The 23,034-nt window shown below is 50.9% G+C and carries 28 protein-coding genes; 2 read left to right on the top strand and 26 right to left on the bottom strand.

What is annotated here, in order from left to right:
• Positions 1-11: 11 nt before the first annotated feature.
• The 25 genes from GTH24_RS20965 to GTH24_RS20845 form a co-directional block, all read right to left on the bottom strand.
• Positions 12-398, bottom strand: coding sequence for a hypothetical protein (locus tag GTH24_RS20965; RefSeq protein WP_000042274.1), 387 nt, complete (start codon positions 396-398; stop codon positions 12-14).
• 232 nt (positions 399-630) lie between these two features.
• On the bottom strand, positions 631-1,185 hold the full coding sequence (locus GTH24_RS20960) for a hypothetical protein (protein WP_001093868.1): 555 nt from the start codon (positions 1,183-1,185) through the stop codon (positions 631-633).
• A gap of 73 nt (positions 1,186-1,258) precedes the next feature.
• Positions 1,259-1,690, bottom strand: coding sequence for a hypothetical protein (locus GTH24_RS20955; protein WP_000687894.1), 432 nt, complete (start codon positions 1,688-1,690; stop codon positions 1,259-1,261).
• A 60-nt stretch (positions 1,691-1,750) separates the two neighbouring features.
• Complete coding sequence (locus GTH24_RS20950) at positions 1,751-3,376, bottom strand: DNA cytosine methyltransferase (protein WP_000201432.1); 1,626 nt, start codon at positions 3,374-3,376, stop codon at positions 1,751-1,753.
• A 77-nt stretch (positions 3,377-3,453) separates the two neighbouring features.
• A complete protein-coding gene (locus GTH24_RS20945) occupies positions 3,454-3,756 on the bottom strand; it encodes a hypothetical protein (RefSeq protein WP_000410925.1) in 303 nt (100 codons plus the stop codon).
• Between the two features lie 77 nt (positions 3,757-3,833).
• Complete coding sequence (locus tag GTH24_RS20940; RefSeq protein ID WP_000209093.1) at positions 3,834-4,178, bottom strand: hypothetical protein; 345 nt, start codon at positions 4,176-4,178, stop codon at positions 3,834-3,836.
• Positions 4,179-4,369: 191 nt separating this feature from the next.
• Positions 4,370-4,723: a hypothetical protein gene (locus GTH24_RS20935; protein WP_000994741.1), complete on the bottom strand. Its 354-nt coding sequence runs from the start codon at positions 4,721-4,723 to the stop codon at positions 4,370-4,372.
• 68 nt (positions 4,724-4,791) lie between these two features.
• Complete coding sequence (locus GTH24_RS20930; protein WP_000651508.1) at positions 4,792-4,983, bottom strand: hypothetical protein; 192 nt, start codon at positions 4,981-4,983, stop codon at positions 4,792-4,794.
• A gap of 57 nt (positions 4,984-5,040) precedes the next feature.
• On the bottom strand, positions 5,041-5,331 hold the full coding sequence (locus tag GTH24_RS20925; protein WP_223852292.1) for a hypothetical protein: 291 nt from the start codon (positions 5,329-5,331) through the stop codon (positions 5,041-5,043).
• On the bottom strand, positions 5,321-5,773 hold the full coding sequence (locus GTH24_RS20920; RefSeq protein WP_001176699.1) for a hypothetical protein: 453 nt from the start codon (positions 5,771-5,773) through the stop codon (positions 5,321-5,323). Before GTH24_RS20920 ends, GTH24_RS20925 begins: the two co-directional genes overlap by 11 nt.
• Positions 5,763-6,152, bottom strand: a complete 390-nt coding sequence (locus GTH24_RS20915; protein ID WP_000026577.1) for a hypothetical protein — start codon at positions 6,150-6,152, stop codon at positions 5,763-5,765. Before GTH24_RS20915 ends, GTH24_RS20920 begins: the two co-directional genes overlap by 11 nt.
• 61 nt (positions 6,153-6,213) lie before the next feature.
• Positions 6,214-6,438, bottom strand: coding sequence for a class I ribonucleotide reductase maintenance protein YfaE (gene yfaE, locus GTH24_RS20910; RefSeq protein ID WP_001102700.1), 225 nt, complete (start codon positions 6,436-6,438; stop codon positions 6,214-6,216).
• A 65-nt stretch (positions 6,439-6,503) separates the two neighbouring features.
• The gene (locus tag GTH24_RS20905; protein ID WP_164526957.1) at positions 6,504-7,388 is read right to left on the bottom strand and encodes a DNA adenine modification methylase; all 885 of its coding nucleotides are present in this window, start codon (positions 7,386-7,388) and stop codon (positions 6,504-6,506) included.
• 73 nt (positions 7,389-7,461) lie between these two features.
• Entirely contained in the window at positions 7,462-7,962 is a 501-nt protein-coding gene (locus GTH24_RS20900; RefSeq protein ID WP_000793769.1) for a hypothetical protein, read from the bottom strand.
• A gap of 90 nt (positions 7,963-8,052) precedes the next feature.
• The gene (locus GTH24_RS20895) at positions 8,053-8,592 is read right to left on the bottom strand and encodes a hypothetical protein (protein WP_000018872.1); all 540 of its coding nucleotides are present in this window, start codon (positions 8,590-8,592) and stop codon (positions 8,053-8,055) included.
• A 264-nt stretch (positions 8,593-8,856) separates the two neighbouring features.
• Positions 8,857-9,192, bottom strand: a complete 336-nt coding sequence (locus GTH24_RS20890; RefSeq protein WP_001071288.1) for a hypothetical protein — start codon at positions 9,190-9,192, stop codon at positions 8,857-8,859.
• A 61-nt stretch (positions 9,193-9,253) separates the two neighbouring features.
• The gene (locus GTH24_RS20885; RefSeq protein WP_000039318.1) at positions 9,254-11,050 is read right to left on the bottom strand and encodes a VWA domain-containing protein; all 1,797 of its coding nucleotides are present in this window, start codon (positions 11,048-11,050) and stop codon (positions 9,254-9,256) included.
• Positions 11,051-11,134: 84 nt separating this feature from the next.
• A complete protein-coding gene (locus tag GTH24_RS20880; RefSeq protein WP_000170086.1) occupies positions 11,135-12,412 on the bottom strand; it encodes a DUF3150 domain-containing protein in 1,278 nt (425 codons plus the stop codon).
• A 199-nt stretch (positions 12,413-12,611) separates the two neighbouring features.
• On the bottom strand, positions 12,612-13,622 hold the full coding sequence (locus GTH24_RS20875; protein ID WP_000706865.1) for a YqaJ viral recombinase family protein: 1,011 nt from the start codon (positions 13,620-13,622) through the stop codon (positions 12,612-12,614).
• 62 nt (positions 13,623-13,684) lie between these two features.
• Positions 13,685-14,674 carry a phage recombination protein Bet gene (bet, locus tag GTH24_RS20870; RefSeq protein WP_001282585.1) on the bottom strand — a complete coding sequence of 330 codons (990 nt, stop codon included), beginning with the start codon at positions 14,672-14,674 and terminating at the stop codon, positions 13,685-13,687.
• 94 nt (positions 14,675-14,768) lie between these two features.
• A complete protein-coding gene (gene ssb, locus GTH24_RS20865) occupies positions 14,769-15,299 on the bottom strand; it encodes a single-stranded DNA-binding protein (RefSeq protein ID WP_000987165.1) in 531 nt (176 codons plus the stop codon).
• A gap of 60 nt (positions 15,300-15,359) precedes the next feature.
• A complete protein-coding gene (locus GTH24_RS20860) occupies positions 15,360-16,268 on the bottom strand; it encodes a hypothetical protein (RefSeq protein ID WP_000739139.1) in 909 nt (302 codons plus the stop codon).
• A gap of 10 nt (positions 16,269-16,278) precedes the next feature.
• Positions 16,279-17,247 carry an AAA family ATPase gene (locus GTH24_RS20855; RefSeq protein ID WP_000085162.1) on the bottom strand — a complete coding sequence of 323 codons (969 nt, stop codon included), beginning with the start codon at positions 17,245-17,247 and terminating at the stop codon, positions 16,279-16,281.
• Between the two features lie 219 nt (positions 17,248-17,466).
• Entirely contained in the window at positions 17,467-17,652 is a 186-nt protein-coding gene (locus tag GTH24_RS20850) for a hypothetical protein (protein WP_001186917.1), read from the bottom strand.
• Between the two features lie 303 nt (positions 17,653-17,955).
• Positions 17,956-18,276: a hypothetical protein gene (locus tag GTH24_RS20845; protein WP_000547566.1), complete on the bottom strand. Its 321-nt coding sequence runs from the start codon at positions 18,274-18,276 to the stop codon at positions 17,956-17,958.
• Between the two features lie 293 nt (positions 18,277-18,569).
• Here GTH24_RS20845 and GTH24_RS20840 point away from each other — a divergent pair, with 293 nt between their 5' ends.
• Entirely contained in the window at positions 18,570-19,211 is a 642-nt protein-coding gene (locus GTH24_RS20840; RefSeq protein ID WP_000796664.1) for a hypothetical protein, read from the top strand.
• A gap of 122 nt (positions 19,212-19,333) precedes the next feature.
• Complete coding sequence (locus GTH24_RS20835; RefSeq protein WP_000709517.1) at positions 19,334-20,194, top strand: hypothetical protein; 861 nt, start codon at positions 19,334-19,336, stop codon at positions 20,192-20,194.
• A gap of 38 nt (positions 20,195-20,232) precedes the next feature.
• On the opposite strand, the gene traN is transcribed toward GTH24_RS20835, so the two are convergent.
• Positions 20,233-23,031 (bottom strand): conjugal transfer mating pair stabilization protein TraN, encoded by a 2,799-nt coding sequence (traN, locus tag GTH24_RS20830; RefSeq protein ID WP_001256487.1) that lies wholly within the window; start codon positions 23,029-23,031, stop codon positions 20,233-20,235.
• Positions 23,032-23,034: the final 3 nt, after the last annotated feature.

Below are 23,034 nucleotides of genomic sequence, written 5' to 3'. Positions count from 1 at the left end.
GCGATTCAGAACTAGCTGCTACTCGACATCTGGTTGTCTTCGTATTGCTGCTTGGCCTGTTTCACCAGATCAATGTCACCGTCTTGCAGCTTTTGAATATCAAGCTGTAGACGAGCCTTGTGTTTCAACAGTTCAGCGACCGCATTATCAATGTGATCAATGAGCGATTGGTTTTTTTGGATGGTGTAACTGTTGAGTTCATCGAGCAGGGGCCATGCAACACTCGAATGAGTGTTGAGCAATGGGTACTCTGCTTCGATCTCACAAACCACACCGTTTGCTCCTTCTCTGTAATGAGGGAACCCGACACGCAGACCGATACGACGATCCAGCGCTGCATTTACAGTACATTCCAAAGAAGTTCGGTTTGAAAAAACATCGTTGACGTTTTTAGACATGCTATATCTCCGTTCAGTTTATGACGGAGCCCCCCTAACAGGAGGTGCTCCCGTCAGGGTTGATAATTTGCTGTTTGTTTTTGGCAGCCAGCTACCGCACTTGAGCGCCTAAGGCACTTTCCGAAGCACCCTGGGAAACCGAGATGCTTGGGAAAGCGCGGGGTTTCCCCCTGCGCTGATTACCCTTTTTAAGGGGCCGGTACGCCGATTTCTCGGCGCACTCAGGTTGAAGCTACACAGTCAAGAACCAACGTTTCATAGGGACGGTGATGTCTATCATCCCGTTTCCACATGGATTCTGGCCCCAGAATCTGTAGGTCGTCTCATAGAAGTCAAACTCAGACAAGGACTGAATCTGCGCTTCTGAGATCGGCTCAAATGGTCCACCGCAACCGATGTGCATATTGAGCCCATAATCTCGAAGCTCTAGCTCTCCGAGATTTAGCGTCTTCCCGCCCACACAAGCAACCAAGTTCTGGTTTCTGACGTCGCCTTCTTTGAACAGCAAAGCTGACTCATCGTAGCTCCCATATTGGTTGGTAAACTTCACAATATGCCCGTGCTTAGGTGAGGTTTGTTCCGACAACTCTTTCAGTAATCGCTTTACGCTTTGAAATCTCGCGTACAGAGCTGGCGTAAACTGCCCAGAGTAGTTCAAGTTTGGGCAGATCATTTCAAGCATCTCATCAGGTACAGATTCAAGCCCCATTTGCGCGGCCAATGGCTTCGCCTTTTTCAGACCTTCCTCAAGCACTCTCTGATTTACAAGTTGTTCTAATGTGTTCATTTGACTCTCCACTTTCGAGAGAGCAATGCAAGCCGTCTCCGGACTTACATTGCCCGTTAACGGCTTTATTGGTTTATCCCAAGAGGTACGGAGCTACGCCAGTCAGGAAGCCCATGACTCCCAACACAGCGCCAACCACGCCCAATTTGATTGACAGTTGGACACTTTGATCCGGATGGTTCCAGAACCACTGCCAGACTTCCCAGCGCCTGGCTCTGCGAACCTCAAGATTTACAGTGTCTTTAAAACGAACACCCAGAGCATCTACCGCATCGTAATCCAGCGCGACCGCCAGCTTTGTGATGGATAAATTCCCAGGGTTGCCCATCGCATACCGGAGAACCTTTGCTTTGGTCTCTGGGTTTACGATCATAACCGGCTCCCTCCTGAAAAAACGGGTCTTGTCTTTTCGCTTGGAATCCATGTTGCGGTTATGGAACCTGGCAATGCAGTGTTGAAGGCCTGAATCCTCGGGAGGTAAAGGCACAACAGTTTCGATTTTCATGATTACTCTCCTTTCGGATAGGCCGGAGCAAAGGCCTTTCGGCATTGCCCCGGTGAGTTACTAATGAACCAAAGATGAAGTGACCATGATTGCGTCTCCGGACATCATTACCGGGAGATATTCGCAAGGCTCATGGCCGCAGCTCTTTTTAGTTCCGTTAGGTGAATAGACAGCCAATTGACCATCCATAATGTTGAAGGGCATCCCCTGTTTTTTCGCTGCCGGTGACAGCTTGAGAGTGCCCTTTGCGTCAACCAATGCCGTTGCCCAATGGAAGTCTTCACCACCGATCACCGGCTGTGATTCATCCACGACTTCGACCATGATTGGCATCATTCCAACCCAGCTCCACAGGCTGTTCCCTAATGCGAGGGCTAAAGCCTCGAACGCGGGAAAGACTACCGATTGCCCGAGAATCTGGTGGGCAATAGTGTCCGACAGACCTTGGATGAGTTCCTCTGGTATCCCTTTCACTCGACAATGTTCTGTCGGTGTAAAGATGCGAGACAACTCCGGCTGTTCTGGATGAACAATGAAAGGTTCGGTACTTCTGCATTTTGCATAGTCCTTACCTATGGTGCCGCAAAACTCATCGTCGCCAGTCAGAAGCTGGCGAGAGAACCCCTTGCCAGCAGCTTTGTCTCTCAACTCCTTCTCAGCCAGATAGTCAAATGACTTCCAACGTTCAGAATCGAGCGGAACTGGCTCCAGGATGTCCTGTATGCGACTTTCCTTGGTGCGAACAGGCTGAACCTTCTCAAGTTCAAACCCGTCGATCCCGTGGGAAAGCGCAACAACACAAAGACGCTTGCGGCGCTCAATAACCCCAAACTCATTGCCGTCGAGAATGCGCTCTTGTAGGGAGTAACCCAACGAAGAGAGCACCGAACGAATCACTTCCATCGAAGCGGTGTTCTGGTACTCAGGCACGTTCTCAATCAGCACAACGGCTGGGTTTAGCGCTTCTACGAATTGCAGGAAGTTGAAGAACATGGCACCTGCCGCCTCATGCGATTCGGCAAACTCCAACTTGTTCTTACTGCGACCTGACTTTGACGCGCCGGTACACGGTATGCCCCCCATCAAAACATCCACCTGTGGTGGGCGTTTGCTGAGATTCACAGCCTGGATTGGCGATTCGATAACAATAGAATCTTCGTTCCAAAGCTCCGGGTTATTTGCCAAAGACGAATCGAGATATTTCCCTTCCATCTCCACGGCCACAGATATGGCACTGGCAATTCCCGCCTTGTGAAAACCGGCGTGAATCGCTTTATCAAGCACACCACCCCCATGAAAGAGGCTGCATACCGAAAGCGATTCTCCATTCTCCAGCTTACTGATAAGCCGGTTGACGCGCTCGATCACTCGCTCTTGTTGATGGTGAGCAGAGATCACAATTGCGCCGTTACGGATGAACACGCGGAGCATCTCTACACCGTCAAAAACGGTAGCAAGCTCCTGCACGGTCAGATCGATGATTGGAGACACCCGGCCATTGCGCTCGCGCTTACTGATGGTGAACTTACCCTCCTCTTTGACGCGAAGCACAACCTGGGAATCTTTCAGCTCCAGATCATACTTCATGCCAGGATAGTAACCTTCACGCAGTAGCTTTTGGCCTTCCAGCCAGACGCGCTTCTTGCCTCGATGTTCTCCTAACTTGGTGTTTACGATAGTAGCCATGAGCTCTCTCCTTTCGGTTGAGAGGCCACTACCGTCCCAATCGGGAAGTAATGGCCCCGATGGGTTTAAAGTGGTTCTCAGTTCACAGCGATGCCGTGAGACTGAATGGCATTAGCAAAGCCAGCCATTTGTTCAGGGAAGGTGTAGCGGTTGATGTCCTGGCTGCGAGCCAGATTGACATGCACCTTCTTCACCTTCGTTTCGTCAGAGTCGTACTTTTCAAGCGCCAGCTTCTCAGCTTCTTCCGGATCTCGGCCCAGCGAGTAGGCGTAAATCACAGAGGTGAAGCCAAGTCCTGAGCCGAATGCGTAGACTTGTTTCTCGAAATGGACGTCAGCGAAATAGATGCTGAATCCGGATTTGAGGTTATGTTTTTCCATGATGCACTCCAAATAGTTTGGGGGCGCACCACGTCCCGAACCGGGCGGATGCACCCGGTTTAGGGTTAGTAGATTGCTCAAGCTGTTACGCCAGCCTGAGCCTTTATTGCTTCAAGCACGATCTCTGCTTCCTTGATAGAACCAGTGCTGTACAGCTTATGCAGCACCCGGCCAAGGTTCACAGAGATCTTTTCTTTCACTTGGAGATACTTGACATAGAAGTCATACAGTTTCTCCGCCTGCTCAAGGTGGGACATGCTCTCAACGGGAATGGTATTCCCTGGATTGCAGTACCACTTTCCGAGCACCTTTTGTACAAATCCCTCTTTGTCTCCTACGAACTGATTTGTGCCAAACACCCCACTGGTTGGTGAGCGTTGAATAACAGAAATCGGATTCGCAAAGCTGGCAAGAGTAGTCATAGTTGTGGCTCCATGTTTGTCAGGGAACCACCAGCCCGAGGGGCAGTGATCCCCCAAGGGTTATGTAGAATGCTGTTTGTTTGGGGAGGCCAGCTACCTCACTATTCACTCTCGACAGAGAGCAAAATCTTGCTTTCCGAGGGGCACAAACTTTCACATGTGAAAGTCGATGCCACTGGGAAAGCAGGGGGTTAACCCCCCGCTTTAACCCGCGCTAAGCGGTTTAGGATAGACTTCACGCCTTCCCTTACTCCAGATGGATCGTAACCTGCTTCATCGCAGCAGACCACAAATGAGAATGGATGTACCTCATCGGACATCACCCAAGCCATCGTTTCCTGCTTGATTTCACTTCCAGCTCGACCATCAGCAAGGACTCTAAGGCTATGCCATAAAAGCCCATCACGTAACTGCCTTACCTCATCATCAGTCCATTCAGGCTTTGGCTCAAATGGAATGACTTCTGCGGTCTTCGGCTCTTCATCCAGGAAGAAAAGCGGCAGCTCAAGCTGGTTTTCCTTCTGGATCATCTTCACTGCATTCATGGTGACTCCTTTTACGGGCACCATGCCCCCACAGGGGCATGAAGCCCCCAGTGGGGTTACAGTCATAGTTACTTCACGCCTGCCAGTTGAGAATTGATGTTCTCTTCCAGCCAGCCTTGAAGCGATTCAAGGTCACGTTTGTCTTCCGTATTGCTGGCTTTACGTGCATCTTCCGACACAGCGCTCAACATGGCGTTAGCCTCAGCAAGTGATTCAACATTGTTCCCAGGGAACACAATCGTTTGACTGTGATCTTTCATGGTCTTCTCCTTTGAGAATGGAGGACCGTCTCCCATCAGGAAGAGCGGCCCCGTGGGTTAAAAGTAAAAATCCTCCAGCTCTTCATGGTCAGGCTTTCGCTCAACTGGTCGAAGCAACTCAGCTTCATCAGCGAACTCAAGCTCAGGATGAAAAGCAGGATGAAATCCTCGATGCCAGACTGGACGGTCATTATCGAGGTCTAAGTAGCAGTGCCTCCCACTGGCTGGGTGATAGCAGTAAAGCCACTGTCTACCACTAACGGTAAACGGCTTCTCTGCACCTCCACATGCCGGTACAAGGTTATCTGCTGCTATATGCGCTACAGCATCCATAGGATCAGTCCTCATCTTCGTCATCACGAACACAAAGATCACGAGCAACTATTTCCGCAGCTATCAACGCATAATCGTTGCCCTGCCAGAACCACCGCTCCGCCAGCTCATAGGCTTCGCTGGAAGGTTCGCCATAACCATGAGCCACCACGTAATCGTGGAACACTTCATGATCAAATGCCTTGCCATCAGCTTCCATGAACCAACCGACAGGGCACTCCAGAATGCGATGCCTTACGACATCTCGCTCTGAATACCCCTCTCTGACGGCTTGCTCCAACATTTCCCGCGACATACCAGGAGGAGTGATGATCTCTATGCTGATCCCGTCACTTCCTGCAAGATTGTCCTCGTATGGAAGACCGGCAAGTGTAAGGTGATTGCGCTTGCACCAGCCGATGGTCCGAAGTATCCGACTTTTGTCAGACTCCCTGGCCGTGTATCGGTTAAGCTGCATAGCCACCTCCAGCACACTCCCCATCTTCGATTTCACTTCCGAGCTCGACCATTCCAATCAGGTCAAGCTGGGTCATGTCCGAATCCAGAGAGCAGTCAATTGCTGACTGAATGATGCCTTTGTGGGCCAAGCCTAAAACGGACTTAATAGTCGAAAGCAGAGACTCGGCTTCGCTCTCGATTTGCTCCAGAATGTCTTTCCATTCCCAGTGCTCAAACGGTTGCCAAACGACCAGATCCTCAGGCTCGTCTCCCCGTTCGACACACTCAGACAAATACTCATAAGCCTTGCACCAATTCTCTTGTTGGCCCAGTTCACTGAGCACTAGAGCGGTAGCATGACCGTATGCGATTTGTTCAACTTTGGTATTGATAGACATAGTGTTTCTCCTCGTAATGGATAGAGGAGCCCCACCCGCAGGAAAGGCTCCTCCGGATGGGTTAAATTTCCAAGGTCACATCGGTTTTTGCTTTAGCGCAGCAAACCAACACTTCCCCTTCTTTGACAAATGCGATGGGCGTCTCGTCATAGGCCACTTGACCTTCGAGTAGACGAACCCGGCACATGCCACAAAAGCCACTGCGACAATGCGTTTCAACAGTGAGGCCTTTGCTTTCGATTTGCGCCAACAGCACATTGTTGCTGGCTTGAAGTTGTACGTTCATGGTCACGCTCCTTTGTTGTTGATGAGCGCGACCAATCCCCTCCGGGATGTCACGCCCCGGTTGGGCTACTCAGCAAGTGCATAGACACCTACCTCGATGCGAATAAAGAACCTGGCATCTTGAAGAACTTGCCTGACCTTTGCTTGCCAGTGGTTGTTCTCTCGATGCTTTGCGTAGGGTTCAATCTCTTTGTAAATCTGCTCCAGCTTCAACGTTTTCCCCTGTAGGGTTCGGCGTATTGCAGCTTTCCACGTAGTCGAAACCATATTGGTTGCTCGACGGTGTACGGCAGCAAGAAGACAGAGCGATGAGGCAACGTCGTTACGACGAAACACCAACAGCTTTTCATGGGCGATACGCACCAGCTTCCCGGAATACTGAGTTCGGTCACTCACACAGTTGTGCTGTGTTTTGATGATCTCATCCACCAGCTTCCCAGGTGCGATACGTTCCACAAGGCTGGACAGGTTGAAATAATCCCCATCGCGCCTCAGGTTTCCCATGAGGATTCCGTAATGCCCTCCTCGCTCACAGGCGTCATGAATATTCATAACGGCCAGCTCAAGGGCTTCAACGAACTCAGGCAAATTCATGCGGCTCATATCCCATTTGTTGGGCTCGCCCCACTGCTTACCTGAATACTGGATCATGTCCCAGTAAGGAGGGTACCACCAGATCAGGTGTGCAGGCTCTCCGAGGAACGAAAGGAAGTCATCCCGCAACAGGTTGAACCCCTGATGCAAGTCTGTCCCTTTGAAACGGACACCAAGTTCATTGGCAACGTCGATGCTAGAGCCACCCCCAACACTTGGGTCTGCCACCAGCCCGTTCGGCTTTCTCATGTAAGACTCAATGAAGTCTTTAACGATAAAGCCCGAGCAGTTGCCTCGGTACTTGTTGTTTCCGTAAGGCCCCCTGTTTTCGTAGGAGCATACTGATGATTTGAACATGGCGTCCTCCATCATAGATGGGGCGCACCATGCTCCCATCAGGGGCCGGTTCGCCCCTGGTTAGGGATTAAGATCAAGCGTTATCTGCATACCACCAGCTAAGGCGATTGCAATCACGAAAGAAGGTTGCTTCATCAGGAGCCTTCATCATGACCACATCACCTTCGCAGTAGGTGCATAGCTCAAGCGTTGCTTCATTTTTCCAAAAGGCACTGCACCCCGATTCTTGATACACAACCTCCCATTTGGGATGTCGCAAGTACCGATGGAAGAAATCGAGAGTGTCACCATAAGGGAAGTTGAAGCGCTCCATCACTGAACCATTTTCTGTCAGTTCAGGTTTAACCTTGCCGGTTTTCAAGCGCTTCTTGATGATGCGCTGAACCCAACGAAGTCGTGCAAACAGCCGATTGGTGTCTTTCTCGTACCACTGGGGATTACGCTTGCTCCAGTAGAGCTTGGCGAAGATTTCCCCGGACAAATCCTTCATCTGGTTTTCGTTGAGCTCATCAAGAAAACGTCGAGAAGGTTTGTCGTAGTCAAGAACTGCTTCCAAAGCTGATAGGTTTTTCATAGGGACTCCTTATTGCGATTGCGGAGCCCCGTCCCCTCAGGGCTATCGGAGCCCCATAGGGTTAATTAGGGTTAATGGTTGAACGGCGATTTATCGAGGGTTGGTGAATCGAATGGCTTTACCAACGAAATCGGCCATCAGTCGATTCCCAGTAGAGCTGAAATAGCTCTGCCACTCTTTCCAACCACCAACGGATTCCACCGAGCTTGGAGACTCGAAGATACCCCAGATACGCATTTCACAACCTCGTTGCAACACTCGGTTTACCTGGTCAACCAAGTATTCCTTGTTCTGCAATGAAGAGAGGTTGCAAGGCATCTGCATGATCAGCTTTTCAGCTTGCTCGAAGTCGATTTTTTCAATCAACCCCGTGCGGGTATCCACAGAGAATGGAACCACCTGTTGACCGTGGTTAGACCACAACCAATGGGTGATATAGATCGGATTAACGCCAACTTCCGCTGGCACCAATACGCTGCCGCAAGACCGCAACAGCCAGACCAGACGTAAACCATCGAATCGATCCAGAGACTCCACATCGGTAGTGATGTCATCCTGGTAGATTTCAGGCAGCTTATGTTCGGCGGCGAGAGAGATCATTACGGATTTGAGATTGTTCAGATGAGACATGTGTGCTCCTTAAAGTAACTTGGGCACACAGAGCCTGTCAGGCGCAGTGCGCCCTTAGGCTGAGGTTGAATGCTGTTTGTTTTTGGCGACCAGCTATCGCACGTTTCGCCCTCAGAGAGGACAAAATTCACTTTCTCAGCAACCCTCAATGAAGGCCTCTGAGAAAGTGGGAGGGTATTCCCTCCTCACTTTGATTGTTCCACGAGAGCTGTGTGAACAGGAACGCTCAAACTGCCCTTTTCGGGTGCAAAGCTCAAAGACGCATCAACTGCCCCGTCTTTTCAGTTCTTCGACCAGATGTTCAGGCACCTTACTCGCAGTACAGGCCAGCAATACATCGAGGCCTACCGGCTTGTGAAAGCGCTTATTTGACCAGGAATCGCCAACTGATGACTTTGCCCAGTCGATTGCTTGCCCAAGACTGTGGAACTGCCGCCTGCCTGTGTATCCCATACGACTATCCAAAGTAACACCCTGGAACAGTCTCCAGTACATCGGAGGAATGCGCTTAGCAAGCAGTAAAAAAGGCGTCTCCGGCACTGTAGCCCTTCTACCTTTGTTCCGATGATACAAATCCAAAGATGAATGGAATTGGTTCATAGACTCTCCAAATAAAAACGGCCACCCCCGAAGGGATAGCCGTTTGTCGTTTCACTTCCTGTTAAGCTGCAAAAGCAGTCAATGACCGCTCCATCAACTTAAACAGTGTGCGTTGCAGAGCTGCCGCATCATCAATGACAATGTTCTTTTGGAACAGTCCTGACACTGCGGTAGTCTCTACCCCTATGCCGATCACCTCAACATCGCTTCGTTCACAGAGGTCAATCACTGAGCGACATGCCGGGGCGCTTTGAGGCTGCCCGTCAGTCACTACGATCAACATTTTTCGCTCTTCACGGGTCTTGGTGAGTTCAAAAGCTGCATACCACATAGCTTCCGCCATAGGCGTACCGCCAGTTGCTTTGAACCCAAACCGACCGGCCCGATTCTGAACCGTATCTCCATGCTTCACGACACTGAACACTGGCTGGTTCCGGTTGCCACCAAAAAAGGTGACTGCCGGGTTTACGCCGGGTATTGCTTCCAGAGCCATCGAAATAGCCAAGGACGCTTCCCGCGCAATGTCTTGACGCTCCTTTCCATTGGCGGCCTTGTAGGCCATCGAGGAGCTCATATCAACCAGGATGTGAACCGCCGTATTAGGGCGTTTCTTGGCTTCCGGCTTGAGGAATACGCGGGTATCACCCGTCACTACACGATGTAGTTTCCGAGCATCCACACGCTTCCCTGATCGTTGGTTACGGTGAGCAACTCGCTGGCTGGCCTGGACCAATCCGTAGAGCTGCGTTCTTATCTTTGAAGTGGTGCTCTTCACATCCCCTACCAGGCTTTTGCCAACAGCAGGGTTGTCCTGGGTGTTCACAGCAGAGCGAACAGTCATATAGCTACTGTCCCCCTTATCTTGAGCCACCCGGTTGAGCTCGGCTTTAAGTGCATCATGCGCGTCACCACGCAAATCACCGGCACCGGCATTCAGAACCTGCTGGAGCATTTTGGCCGCGTCTTGTTTCGCCGCGTCAGAATTGCCACCAGCCTGGCTTTGTCCTGCCTTGCTGCCACCATCAGTATCCGACTTGCCTTGGTCGCCCTGTCCTTTCGGATCAGATTTCCCGTTAGCATCGTCTTGCTTCTGGTCTTTACCTTGCTGATCACCACCATTGGCATCAGGCCCTTGGTTTTGATCGTTACCACTTCCGCCCTGACTGTTCTGAGGTTGGTTGCCACCAGCATTCTGCTGGTTGTTACCATCCTGACCATTCAGGGGCTTTTGCTCTTCTTTCTCCTTTTCCTCCTCGATCATCTTGATGATTTGGTCGGCCAAGGATGTCACCTCTGCGGTTGACTTAGTGTTCACAGCCTTACGCAGTAAAGCGTTCAGCCGAACAACAACACCCTGAGGGAACACGCGCTCGAATACGGGGGTAGCCGAATCGAGATAGGGTTGAAGGACGGATTGCCCTACAGCCTTGGTTTGCAACCAGTACAAACAAAACCCTGTCAGAATGGAGGCAGGGGCCTCTTTGTCTGTGACGTGCTCGTAATGACCAGCTTGAGCCATATAGCGAGCAACCTCATTCAGGGTCTGCGACGTACCGGGGAAGAGTTCCATCATGGCCCGTTCTATGCGGCAGTCCTCCAAAACGTTGGACAACTCAGCATGAAGACCTCTGCGGCGCTCAACACCAAAGTCCGTAAACCGGACATGGGCTGCTTCATGGGCCAAATACCCCCAGACAGCATCCATGTGAGGATAGTCGTCGGGGATATTCGGAACCACGATGGTCTTACCATCGGTGTATGCGTCATCGTTACCGATGGCGACTTTGACACCGAGTTTTTCACCATAGGCTGCGGCCACGATTGGTAGAGCGCTGTAAATGGTGCGTTTTTTGGACATATCTTTTCTCCTGGTAGGGAAGGAGATAGTCCACCCCTGGAGGGAATGGCTATCCCCTCCGGGTCGGTTTAGTTGAAGTGACTATTAGAAGAAATAGTCGCCATCGTCGTCAGTTTTAGGCAGCTCCTGGTTGAGAGGCTCCTCTGTCGGCTCCTCTTGGACAGGCTCTTGCTCTACCGGAGTTTCCTCAGGCAAAACCGGCTCATCCTCAACATCAACGCGCTCTTCTCGAACCACATCACCGGCATTGGATTCATCTTCCGATTCACCCTCGCCTCGTTCTGCAAAACTCTTGAAGAAGTTGTCGATGTCTTCATCCAGGTCAACAGCGTTACCACCGCTGTTAGTCTGTTCTGATTGAACAGATTCAGTACCACCTACCTGTTGCTGCTTGGTTTCGCCACCCTCTGTTGCAGGGATAAGCTCACCGGCTTTATCGCTTTTCTGTTCGGCCTTTTCATCTTTAGAACGGTCCCCCATCTGGGCTCCCGAACCGCCAATGTCATTAGCCATGCCCTCTACAGTAATCGAGCCATTGGCATACTGCTCGATGCGGTCCCTCTCGCTCATGATCAGCACTGCGGCCACGACCTGATAAAAGAAAGGCGCAACGATGTTTCGGCCATCGGCATGTTGCTCGTATCCCCGGAGGGTTTGGTCGAGCAGCTTGACCAGAGGGTTAAAAGCGCTGTTCAGGAAGCTAAGCCCATCCACCTTGTCGCGGATGTTACGGAGTGTCTGCCGAGTAGTGACCGCACATTGGTCTCGACCGGCCAAACGTTCCATATAGAACTTATTCGCTTCCTGAACCACTTCGGAGATGAGATCGTCACCCAAGCGCTCAACCTTGCGGTTAAGGCGTTTGGCGTTGGCCTCATCTTCGTTCACAGGCTGGATCATGAACACCTGGTACTCAAAGCCAATCCGCTCCTCGACCGTTTCCTTTGGAAGGGCTCCGGCACGGATAGCTCGTTCATACTCAGGGTTCTCCTGACACCATTCATCCACGGCTTTGTTGTAACCTTTGATGAAATCCTGTTTCAGTTGGTTAAACTGAAAGTTTATGTCATTCAGCTTGTTACAGATTTCATCGGTCTTGCTGACGGGTACGGCAAATCCGTTCATGAACGGCATACCGAATTTCAGCAGGAGGCGACGAGTTTCTGTTTTCAGGCGATGAAAGCCTTTCAGCTTAGCCGGATCACAGATCTTCTTACTTCCCAGTTGAGCTACTTTCTCAGGTGGAATTTCACCACCCTCGCCCAGCTTGAGATCAGATGCAGACAAACGGGTTTGTCCACTCCAGATGTCAAAGTCTACGTGGATAACACAGAGGCTTTGTAGATGGTTCACTTTAGTCATGATGCACTCCAAAAAGTTGGGGGCGCACCACGTCCCGAACCGGGCGGATGCGCCCGGTTGGGCTAGTAAATTAACGTTAATTTGCTGTTTGTTTTTGGCGACCAGCTATCGCACTTTTCGCTCTCCGAAGAGAACAAAATCTTGCTTTCCGTTGGAGACTCCCAGAATCCCCAAGGGAAAGCGGGGGAAAATCCCCCACTCACCAGTAGAACGTCTCTACTTCTTCCGGCAAATCATCAAGAGGAGCAAGCACGTCCTCATCAACAATGTACCGTGGCTTCACAGAGCCAGTAACCGTTACACGGCACCGCTCTGATGACTTCTCTCTGTACTGGTCAACATCCTCAGGCTTCACGCCTGACGCCTTATCAGCCAACAGCTTTTTGTAGTCTACCCGGCCAGCCGCTTTGTATCTCGTTACCATCACACCGCAGTAGTCGGCATGGAAGTATTCCCCCATGAGGGACTTCATGGTGTCGAGATGAGGCTTTTGCCTTTCTTGAAGCTCAGACAGTCGCTGTTTCAGCTCCTGAATCTCAGCATCATAGAGGCGGTATTCCTCAGCAGCAGCAATCCAACGGTTGACCTCTTCACCTTGCGGTATGTACAGGTCTCTCTCTGGATCTTTGTCGGGCTCCTTCTTGTCTACTACCTGTTGCCAGAACTTTTTAGCCTCGGCCAAGATTTCTTGAATCATGGCTTCGTCTCGGAGTATTGGAAACTCCTGAATCTGACCTTCAAAGTAGAAGACTAACCAGCCTTGCTTGGCCCCCGTTACCAGGAGCTGGTGTTGCACCTGCGGGTAATAAAGCTGGTATGCCTTGCTGTTTGCTTTCTCAGCACAAACATCTTCCCAGACAGTCGCACTCGGGCTTTTCAGCTCGACGGGCTCCCCGTTATCTCTCAGGCCATCCAGGGAGGCCCTCATGAGCGGGTATTGAACCGATTCGACACAGGCGGGGAGCAGCATGTCATCATACTTCTCCTCGAAAGCGCGTCTTGCAGCATCTTCGTTTTCTATCCCCCGGCGAACCAGCGGATTAAGACTCAGATCGACTTCACGCGCATACCCAGTCTTCTCGGCCCACAGTCTCCATCGTGTTTTGTACGGAGACCGATTGAGCAGGATAGCGGCGTCAGTGGCTGTTACACCTTGACGCCGCCAATCAAGCCAATCTTCCTCTCGTTGCGATAGGTTGACTATTTTCATGGACCTCTCTCCAATGGTTAGGAGGGAGATCTCCCCCAGCGGGGGAGTCCCCCCCGTTGGGGTTAGTAGTAACTGCCTTCCGCGCCCTCCTCTTCTGTAACAGGGATCATGTCCTCGTCACTCAAAGGCGGCATTTCTTCGGCACCAGGTTCAGCATTTGCAGAACCACCAGCGGCGGACTCTTGCTCGTGCGCTTCCTGGTAGTCAGGTTTCGGAGGCTCCATTTGATCCATCTCCTTGTCACGAAGGAATTGAGTCGCATATTGCAGTTCCGAACCTTCATACCGTCCCTTCACATACTCATGCGCCGCAGACCATGCGTTTTCAGCAATGGCGCGATTTGCGAGTTTGGTTAGGATCGGGTCAAGCTCTTTGTGCTCAATAGCCAAAGGCTCTTGGCTTTGAACTTGAGATGGTGAAGGGAGATTGGCAATAGCCGGGTTAATGGCCGATGCCTGCTCCATTTCACGGATGCGTTCAGCTTCATCCTGGTCATAAATACCAGAGAAACCAAATGCGACACGAGAACACTGGATCAGCGACTTGTGCCGGAGTTGACGCTTGGTGTGCGTTTGCCAGGGGCCATCAACAGTGTAAGCACCATTGCGACCTTGACCCTGAAACGGTTCACGGTACACCTCATCAATGAACTCCTTGATGCGGATAGGGCGAGATCTGTCCTTACGGTAAATCACGCATTCAATCCACTCAGGGCAGTCAACTTTCGCCCCCTGCATTCTGACCATCTTGTCCGAATACACGAACTCGACGCCATCATACTGGGGATGCTCGTTGATGATGCGGCTCCAACCATCAACACCTACTACCGGAATGATCCCATTTTGCTTGTCAGGAAACGCATAGATTTCCCGAGTGAAAGGGTTCAAACCGTACTGTTCAGCCACGATCAGGAGCGTCATCATCTGCTCATCGGTCGGGGCACTTCCATCTCGCTGCTTGAATGCGGTCGCCTTCAAAGTTTCATAGAACTTTCGGGTGTCCACGCCAAACCGGCTTGCGATACGGGTTACAAGAGATTTGTTATCAGACATGGTGTTTCTCCAATTCACGAATGAACGGTTTGAGGACACCATGACCCCCTCGGGGCATGAGTGCCCCCGTGGGGTTTAGTAAGAGTTGGCGGTGTTACCCGCCAGCCAAGTGGTGCAGCCGCATGAACGGGATGTCATCATCCCAGCCATCAGGAGCGGGACCATAGCCTCCGCCCATACCACCTTGCGGTGCTGATTGCTGCACAGGAGCAGATTGCGTACCGGCTCCTGTACGTTGCCCTTTTTGGGGCGCTGCACGTTGAGAGTTGTCCTGAGGTGCATTTCCACGACCACCAAGCATCTGCATTTCAACGCAGTGTACTTCGGTGGTGTAGCGCTCGATTTGTTGGCTGTCAGTCCACTTCCGGGTGCGGTTGCTCCCTTCGAGATAGACTTGGGAGCCCTTTTTCAGGTACTCACCAGCGACTTCTGCCAAACGACCTTTAAGCACAATACGGTGCCACTCAGTATGCTCTCTTTGCTCGCCAGACTGCTTATCGCGCCACGTATCCGTTGTTGCAACGTTGAAGTTGGCAACGGCAGTTCCGCTTGGCATGTAGCGAATTTCCGGGTCAGAACCGAGATTACCGACCAGAATTACTTTGTTGACGCCTTTAGACATCATGACCTCCAAGTTATTTGGAGAGGGCCAACGCCCCTTTCGGGGAGCAAGCCCCCGTAAGGGTTAAAAAAAGTGATCCTCTTGTTCGGCGTCGATCTCTGCCAGGCGAATCAGCTCAGATACAAGGCCAAGCCTTTCTGCATCTGCTCTTACTTCGTCGTAGCTGAAACCAAACCGTTCAATGAGGGGTTTTAGTGAATCAAAACGCTCGTAGTCGAAGGTATCACCCTGTTCATCACAGAATGCCACCAGCGGCTTCTCTACGTTTGAAAAGTCATCCGCGAAACGCTGTTGCAGGTAAACCAACATCAGCAGGGGTTTGTGACCATGTTCCGGGCGGAGTTCACCAGCGCCTTCCAGCGTAGCTGGATGGATAGTGTTTTCGCCTAGTCCAGTGCTAACCCCAAGCTCATAACCGCTGTCAGTACGCATCAGCACACTGGGTAGCAAGTCATTTGAGCCTTCGCTCCGAGCAACCTCAAAGCCGATTAAACCGGCTCCTTTGGCAAAAACCCCAGCAACAAAACCTTTGAAGAGGTTTATGTCACCTGGAGGTAACTCAGAGGGCGGAGATAACAGCCAGTTGAGAGATCCCAAGCTGGCTGTTTGTCCGGCTGAAACATTCCCCCCTTCCAGCACCGTCTGTGTCTCTGCGTTTACCAGCACCTCATCCAGAAAGGTGTACCCCTGGCTGAGAAACTGTGACACATACTGGCTTTCTTTGTCCTTGTAGGACATTGGGATCGTGTCTGGGCCGTTAGCTTCAAAAGGTCCTTCGAGCTTTGTCTCAGACCAATTTTCAGCTTTCCCATCAGTGACGGTTCGGCGTAGCTCGACCATCGTGAATTGGCCTGGCTCCGAGGAGCTGGGCTCCCGGAGCAACTTGTAGCCAATGAAGACTTCTATTGTGGTTTCGTCATTGCCCCACTCTTTAGCAGTGTAACGACGGCACAAACAGTCATTTTTCTTCATGCGTCACCCCTTAGCGCCATTGGTCCCCGAACACATCCTTCGCAACACGCAGGATGGCTTCACGCTCCTCTTTGGCCGCACGGATAAGCAGAGCTTGATCCAGGGCGTATTCAAGAGCATTTGGGGCACCACGGAACGCTAGAGACAGTTTCGCCCAACGCACCAACGTCCGAGTGGACATGGTGACGCTGATCTGACCATCTTCACCGTTTTCGCCAAGAAACAGTTTGCGGACCTGATTAGCAATCCGAACCATTCCCTTCCGCACATTTTCCGGAAGTTTCGGAGTAACACGGCCAAGAATGCTGAGTTCAGCTTCCTCATCCGCATACCCTACTTTGGTGAAACGATAGCGATCCATAGCTGCGAGGTTCTGCATCATCACCCCCTGGTACAAACCAGAAGCATCACCGGACCCCGTAGAGTTACCAGTAACGACCACACGAAACATCGGGTGCGGCTTGATGATTTCCCCGCCATTCTGAGCGATCACAAGGGGACGCCCTTCAAGGACATCGTTGAGACCAGCCAGCTCGGCAGGGTCGGCCAAATCCACCTCGTTGATGAGGAGCAGATGACCTTCACGCATAGCGACTGCCAGAGGTCCATACATGAACTTCATGACAGGTGGTTGACCAGGCTTTTCCGCGACCAGAGCGTGATGTCCAATCAGATCTGTCAGCTCCATCCGCCCGTGGGCAGTGATTTGCTGAACAGGCCAGTTGAGACGACCAGCGATCTCGGTGATACCTGAGGTTTTGCCAGACCCGGTAGGGCCGGTTACGAACAATGCGTCACCGCCAGGCTCTTTGAGATAGGCCAAGACCTCTCGCAGAAACTCTTTGCGGAAAACGTAGTTGGTATCAGTGGCAGGGATGAAAGGGTTTGAACCGTCAGCGTAGCCGATGGCCGTTACCTTCTCCGGAATGCTGGGCATACCGAAAACCTTGCTTACTGAGAATTGAGAGTATTGAGACATAGGTGCGCTCCTATTGTGACAGGCGCACCACGTCCCGAACCGGGCGGATGCGCCCGGTTGGGCTAGTAAATTAACGTTAATTTGCTGTTTGTTTTTGGCGACCAGCTATCGCACTTTTCGCTCTCCGAAGAGAACAAAATCTGCTTACTGATGGTATTCACCATGAGTAAGAAGACTTTTAAGGAGCGAGGAGAGTAGCCTCTCCTGGAGGCCACTCCCTCAATGGACGAACATCACCACATCGTCGTTTTGACCAATGACCCCGGTTTCTTTGGCCCACTTCACTGCTTCACTGTGCGCCTGGTAGGAGCTGGAATACAGTTTCGGATCAAATTTCACCTCGCGTCCATCAGCCAGATAGATGATGCCTGCGTGATCGTCGTAAACATGAAGATTCTGTTGCATTCGACATTCCCCCTGTAGCTTGTCGTCAAAGCCAACTGACACCAGAAGACTTTGAGGACAAGCCACAGAGGCTTGACCAGAAAGAGAGGGGTTGCCCCCTCCCTTTGCGTTGACTATCAGCAGTAACCGAACGATTCAGCGATTCTCACGAAAGGACGAGAGATTGCCCAACCAGTAGGGATACACAAAGCGATGATAGCGATTTCCATGATGTTGCTCCTAAGCAAAAAGGGGCAACATCCCCGTCGGGGTATGGTTGCCCCGATGGGTTTGAAAGTGTCGAAGATTACTCAGCGACAGTTATTACCAAACAAGTTCCTTGCCCTTACGAAGGTAAGTCGGGATTTCGAGATAATCCCAGTCAGGTTCTTGTTTAGCGACTTCTTGAACTTGAGTTACCTCAGGTTCAACGACTGCTTTGGCTTGTTCAGCCTTGGCAGCACGTTCTTTGATGACGGCCTGTACAGACCGCATTGCAGGAACTGCGAATTTGTTCCAAAGGAACAAACCGATACGCTGGAACACTTTAGCGAGAACGATGAAGGAAAAAGCAAATGCCTTCGCGCCTACGTACAGTGCGCCCAGAGATGCAAGCAGAACTACAATGAAAGTGATGATGTGCATGGTGTTGCTCCTATGTAAAAAAACAGGGGCAACACCCGAAAACCGGGAGAAGCCCCCGGCTTGGGGTTAAGTAATGCCATACGGCATAAGACTAGATGCTGTTTGTTTTCGGAGACCAGCTATCTCACCTATAGCCGCAGAGCGACTAAGATGATTCAAATATAGCTCACCTTTGCTAAACAGAAAACGCTGTAACTGTCCATTTTGGGCACTTCGAGAGGTCAGGTTACAGATTGACCGCATTTATCCTTTCCAGTGCGTTTATCTGTACCTCAAATTTAGGAGTATCTCTAATGGCAGAAGCACAAGTAGCACTGGACACAAACAACGACCGCAGCAACCACTACTCTCGCCCTGTTTTCAAGCAAGTTCTGAAAGTAAACAGCCTCCAAGCTCAGCGCGTCATGGAACGCAGCTTTGAGCGAGTTTCCAACTCCCTGTTCTCCATCGACGTGATCCTTCGCATCATCGGTGAGCAGGACGAAATCGACCAGGTTGAAACCGTCATCCTGGAACACATTTCCAAGGTCTCCGAAGACCTGGACAAAGCTACCGCCCAGCTCAACAAGCTGATGGAAGACAACGGCATCGACATGATGCCCGGCTACACCAACCCGAATGAATACACCATCGAGATCAACTCTCCTCAGGTTGCTCAGTTTGCACACCTGATCCGCAAACTGGATACCCTGATGGGGATCGTTGACACTCTCTGGCTGAACACCGTACTGACCAGCAAGCAGCGCACCGACGCCACTTACCAATGGCAGCAACGCCTCATCAAGCTGGCCGGTCGAATCATCGGCATCGAGAAACGGGCTCGCATTTCCGCCCACAGCAAAGGCAAAGAAGGTGAAGTGGCCGAAGCCGCTCCGGAATCTGCAACCGGCGACAAGGAAATCGCAGACGAAGCCGAGAAAACAAAAGCAGCATAACCCAGCCCAAACCTTTGCCCCTCGCCCGAGGGGCTTTTTTTTGTCTTTTATGGTTGCATTTTTTGATGCTGTGATATTATCGAAGTAAATCAGATTCAACTCAGGTAAGAACGGAGAACAACATGAAAAAGGCTTTAATCACCACCGTGGCTCTGGCTGTAGCAGCTCTATCTGGCTGTGCATCCACCAGCAGTTACGAACCCACAGCGTACAAAACCAATCACAGTCGCGCTTACAACATCGCGGAGGCCGGTGGCCTGGTAACAGGCATCCAAGACGCTTCTGTTCCGCGTGACAAGCTGGAGCGTCTGACCGACACCAAAACGTTTGGGGCAGCCTACGTGCTGTCTGGCTACATGTCCCCTCAGCTCGGAATGACCGACTGGCAAGGTGGCTTGGTCAACCTTGCGAACTGGGCTATCGGCCCCAAACAGCATGGCGCTCGCAATAGCTTGATCGCTTGGATGCCTGCTAACGAAGCAGTTTCACCGGCAGACGCTCAGGCCAAATTTCTTTCACATGTGAAAGTTTCCATTGAGTCAGCGCTGACTGATTTGGGTGCCAATTTCACGCTTCTGTATGACAAAGATGGTCGCCTAACCTATCAGTTCTACAAGAATGAATGGGGTTGCCCGACGTGGGTGAACGGACAAAGTAAGGTAGCTGACATGTGTTCCGTTAAGGTGAAAATCGTGGAGCCTCGCCTAGGGTCAGCTCCTAATTTTGTCTCTGGCGTTCAAGGTACAGCGTATGCCTTCACATCAGGCCATGAGACCGCATACAACTTTGTGAATGTCGGTAATGGGGCAGCAAGCCATGCTCCTCAGCAAGCGATCTACGCAGCTATTAGCAAACAGCTACCAGCTTGGGCCTACCTCTACCTTGCTCCAAAATCGGTTGAGCTGGATAATGGCGAAAAAGTTGCTTTCCCTTACCTTCTTGATCAGGGAAAAGCAGAGTTATTTGTTTACCCAGAAGCGTAATCAATCTACATGAGAAAGGGGCCGAAAGGCCCCTTTTTTTATCCACCACCACCAGTTGGCGCGCCTGTTTGAGGGTCTATGCTGTTTGTCGCCTCTTTTCGCTTCGCGTCAATATCAATCCCTTCCAACCGCTCCAACGCCCTTTCCTGAGCATTCTTCCGCGTCCCGTCAATATTGAAGTCATTCCCTGCTCCAGTCAGCGAGTCGAGATTTATTGAGGCCGGATCAGGGAATTTACCGTTCTGCTGTAATATCCCAAGCCACTCATCCAAATTAATTTTGCTCCAATCAATTTCGGCAATTTTATCTAGTGGAATCCCTTCACACTGAGGATTTTTGGGGTCTCCAAAGTTCTGCCCCAATTGAGGGCGAACCTGTTCTTGTATAATACGAGAGAGCGGAGAATTGAAGCAGCAATACGCTTCTCTTTTTTCAATACAAGCGCCCAACACCTTAGATTTACAATAAGAGCCTACATAGGTGCAATTCTTGAGCGCTCTTTTGGCGTTCATAGTGAACTCTTCTTCCTCGCACTTATAAATCATCTGGATCATCACCATCGCAACGACATAGACGGTATATATCGTCATGGCAGTGCTAAGCCATGTTGTCGCAGTCTCCATCATTGCTTCGGCAGCTTGTTCAGATGCTGCGGCAGCCGCCTGCTCTGTTGCTGCATCTTGGCCTGCTGATTTCATGACATCCATCATCACTTCTTTGACTTGCTCTTTGAGCTGGTCAATGAGTTGATCAACAAACTGCTCTACAGGCTGGAAGAACGAATCAACAGCACCTGAAACGTTCTCTATATAACTTGTGAACGGTTTTGTGACTTCTGTCCACCCTTGAAGGGCAGGTTCCCTAAGTACCTGATAAGCACCTTTAAGCGCATTACCATCAGTCAGCCCCATCACTGCGCCATCGAGCTTTGGAACGGCCATTATTAGGTTCAGATAATCGGCAAGAGATATATTGGTTGGCTTTTCACAGCAATCAGAAACTCCCCCAACAGCTATCTTGCATTCGCCAGCTTCCCCTGCAAAAGCAGAGCAAATAACGTTTTCATCCCCGGTAGGATTGTCATCCCCATCTTGGCCTGTGCAGCTCATATCCTGCGTCATGAATTGGGCTGCATTGAGCAACGCAGTAGCGCGAGCAAAATCAGTGCTTTGTGTTTTGGTCAAATCAAGGCAGTCATCTCCCATGCAGCGTATAGGCCCACCGCACTGGTACTCAGTTTCCTTTTCCAAGGTCGGAACAGAAACATCTGTACCACAGTCATAAGTATCCTCGTGGACGTAGCACGTACCAGAACTTCCCTGAGCACCATCAACACATTTGGAACTGATGAAGCCGCACTGAGGGTTTTCTTCATATTTCTGACAGCTATCGAGATTCCCGCCCGTGTTTACCGGACAGTGCGTTTCACCTTGAGGGTCTGTCCAGCAGTCCATTTGCCCCTTATAAAAGTCATAGTCAGCTTTAACTCGAACCTTTTTGCATAGTTTTGGAATACCAGGCAAAGGTGACGGCTTGAGTTGAGATTCGCAAACTTTGATCCCATTGATGACTGTGCAGCCCGTAGCATCAGTCGGGTCATCTATACATGTGATCTCGCCTTCCGCAAAACCATCTACAACCCCTTTGGCTGAATCCATGCAGCTCTGTGGAGCCCACTCATCCTTGGTAATGGCTTTTGATGGGTCATAGCGTAGCTTTATGCGGCCAAAACCCTCACCTGCGCCAGTTACTGAAACGCGGATCTTAAACGTAACAACATCACCATCTTTCACATTCTTGAAATAGGGAGTGACATCAATATTAGGGTTTCGCTCCCAACTTGTTGACAATTCACATCGGCCAGCCGTTTCTGGAGGGAAATTGCCGTCAGGGCCGGACCATACTTTAGTTTCCTGACCTGATTTACCAACCCAAACTTGCATGTAGTCATCCCACTTGGCGTACTCAAGAGTTGCAGACACTATGGCGTCTGGATTACTGACTTGGACCCGCGTGTATTCCTCATAAATCGAACAGTTGCCACTCCAGTAGTCGTTACCAACTCGGCCAATCCACAACTCAGTACAGCCTTCTCCACAAGATTTGAGGTTATATGGACCATCATAGTGCTTCACCACAGAGGCATCGTAGTCATGGACAACCTCACAGTCCGCGCTTTGATCTACAACACGCTGACACCGTTCATACTCTGGAATGTGGGCGTTGATAGTATTCTGATTGATGGTTGTTTCGGCAGAACAATCCCCAAAGCCACCTGCGATGAGGTCCATATCCTCATAGGTCTTTTTGCTTAGATTTAGTACAGGGTCATTACTGAAATCAGGGCGTGATCGATTAGAGGCATCGAGAAGAACCTTGTATGCCGCACCAGAGATTGATGGATTAGCACTATTGGCATCACTCCACAGCGACCCTTTTGCATTATTCCCCACGCTGTCCATGTCATCGCCAGAGTCGTAAATGCCTTGCAGACCGCCCACATCAGGTTTATTGGCATCAGGGAAGTAATAACTATCAGGTTTATTGTTGGTCCCGCTCGTTCCGGGGAATAGATCATTGACATTAATCTGACTCCCCCCGTTCATTTGGAATTGACCGTCTTTCAACGTCGGCATAGAGATTGTGCCATCTTGCACAGTCCCCGAGCTCGACTTGAATGAGTTTGAGAGGTTTTGTCCGAAAGCCTGGGCCTCTTTACCCACCGCTGTGATGTCCTGGTCTTGGCTACCGTTAGCGTAGGAATGTATCGGCAGCGCAGACATGGTTACTGTCAACAGCGAGGCCACAGCTTTCATAAAGTAATTATGACTTCGCATTGT

The sequence above is a fragment of the Proteus vulgaris genome, from assembly GCF_011045815.1.
Taxonomy (GTDB): Bacteria; Pseudomonadota; Gammaproteobacteria; order Enterobacterales; family Enterobacteriaceae; genus Proteus; species Proteus vulgaris_B.
This window is presented reverse-complemented; position numbering and strand designations above follow the sequence as displayed.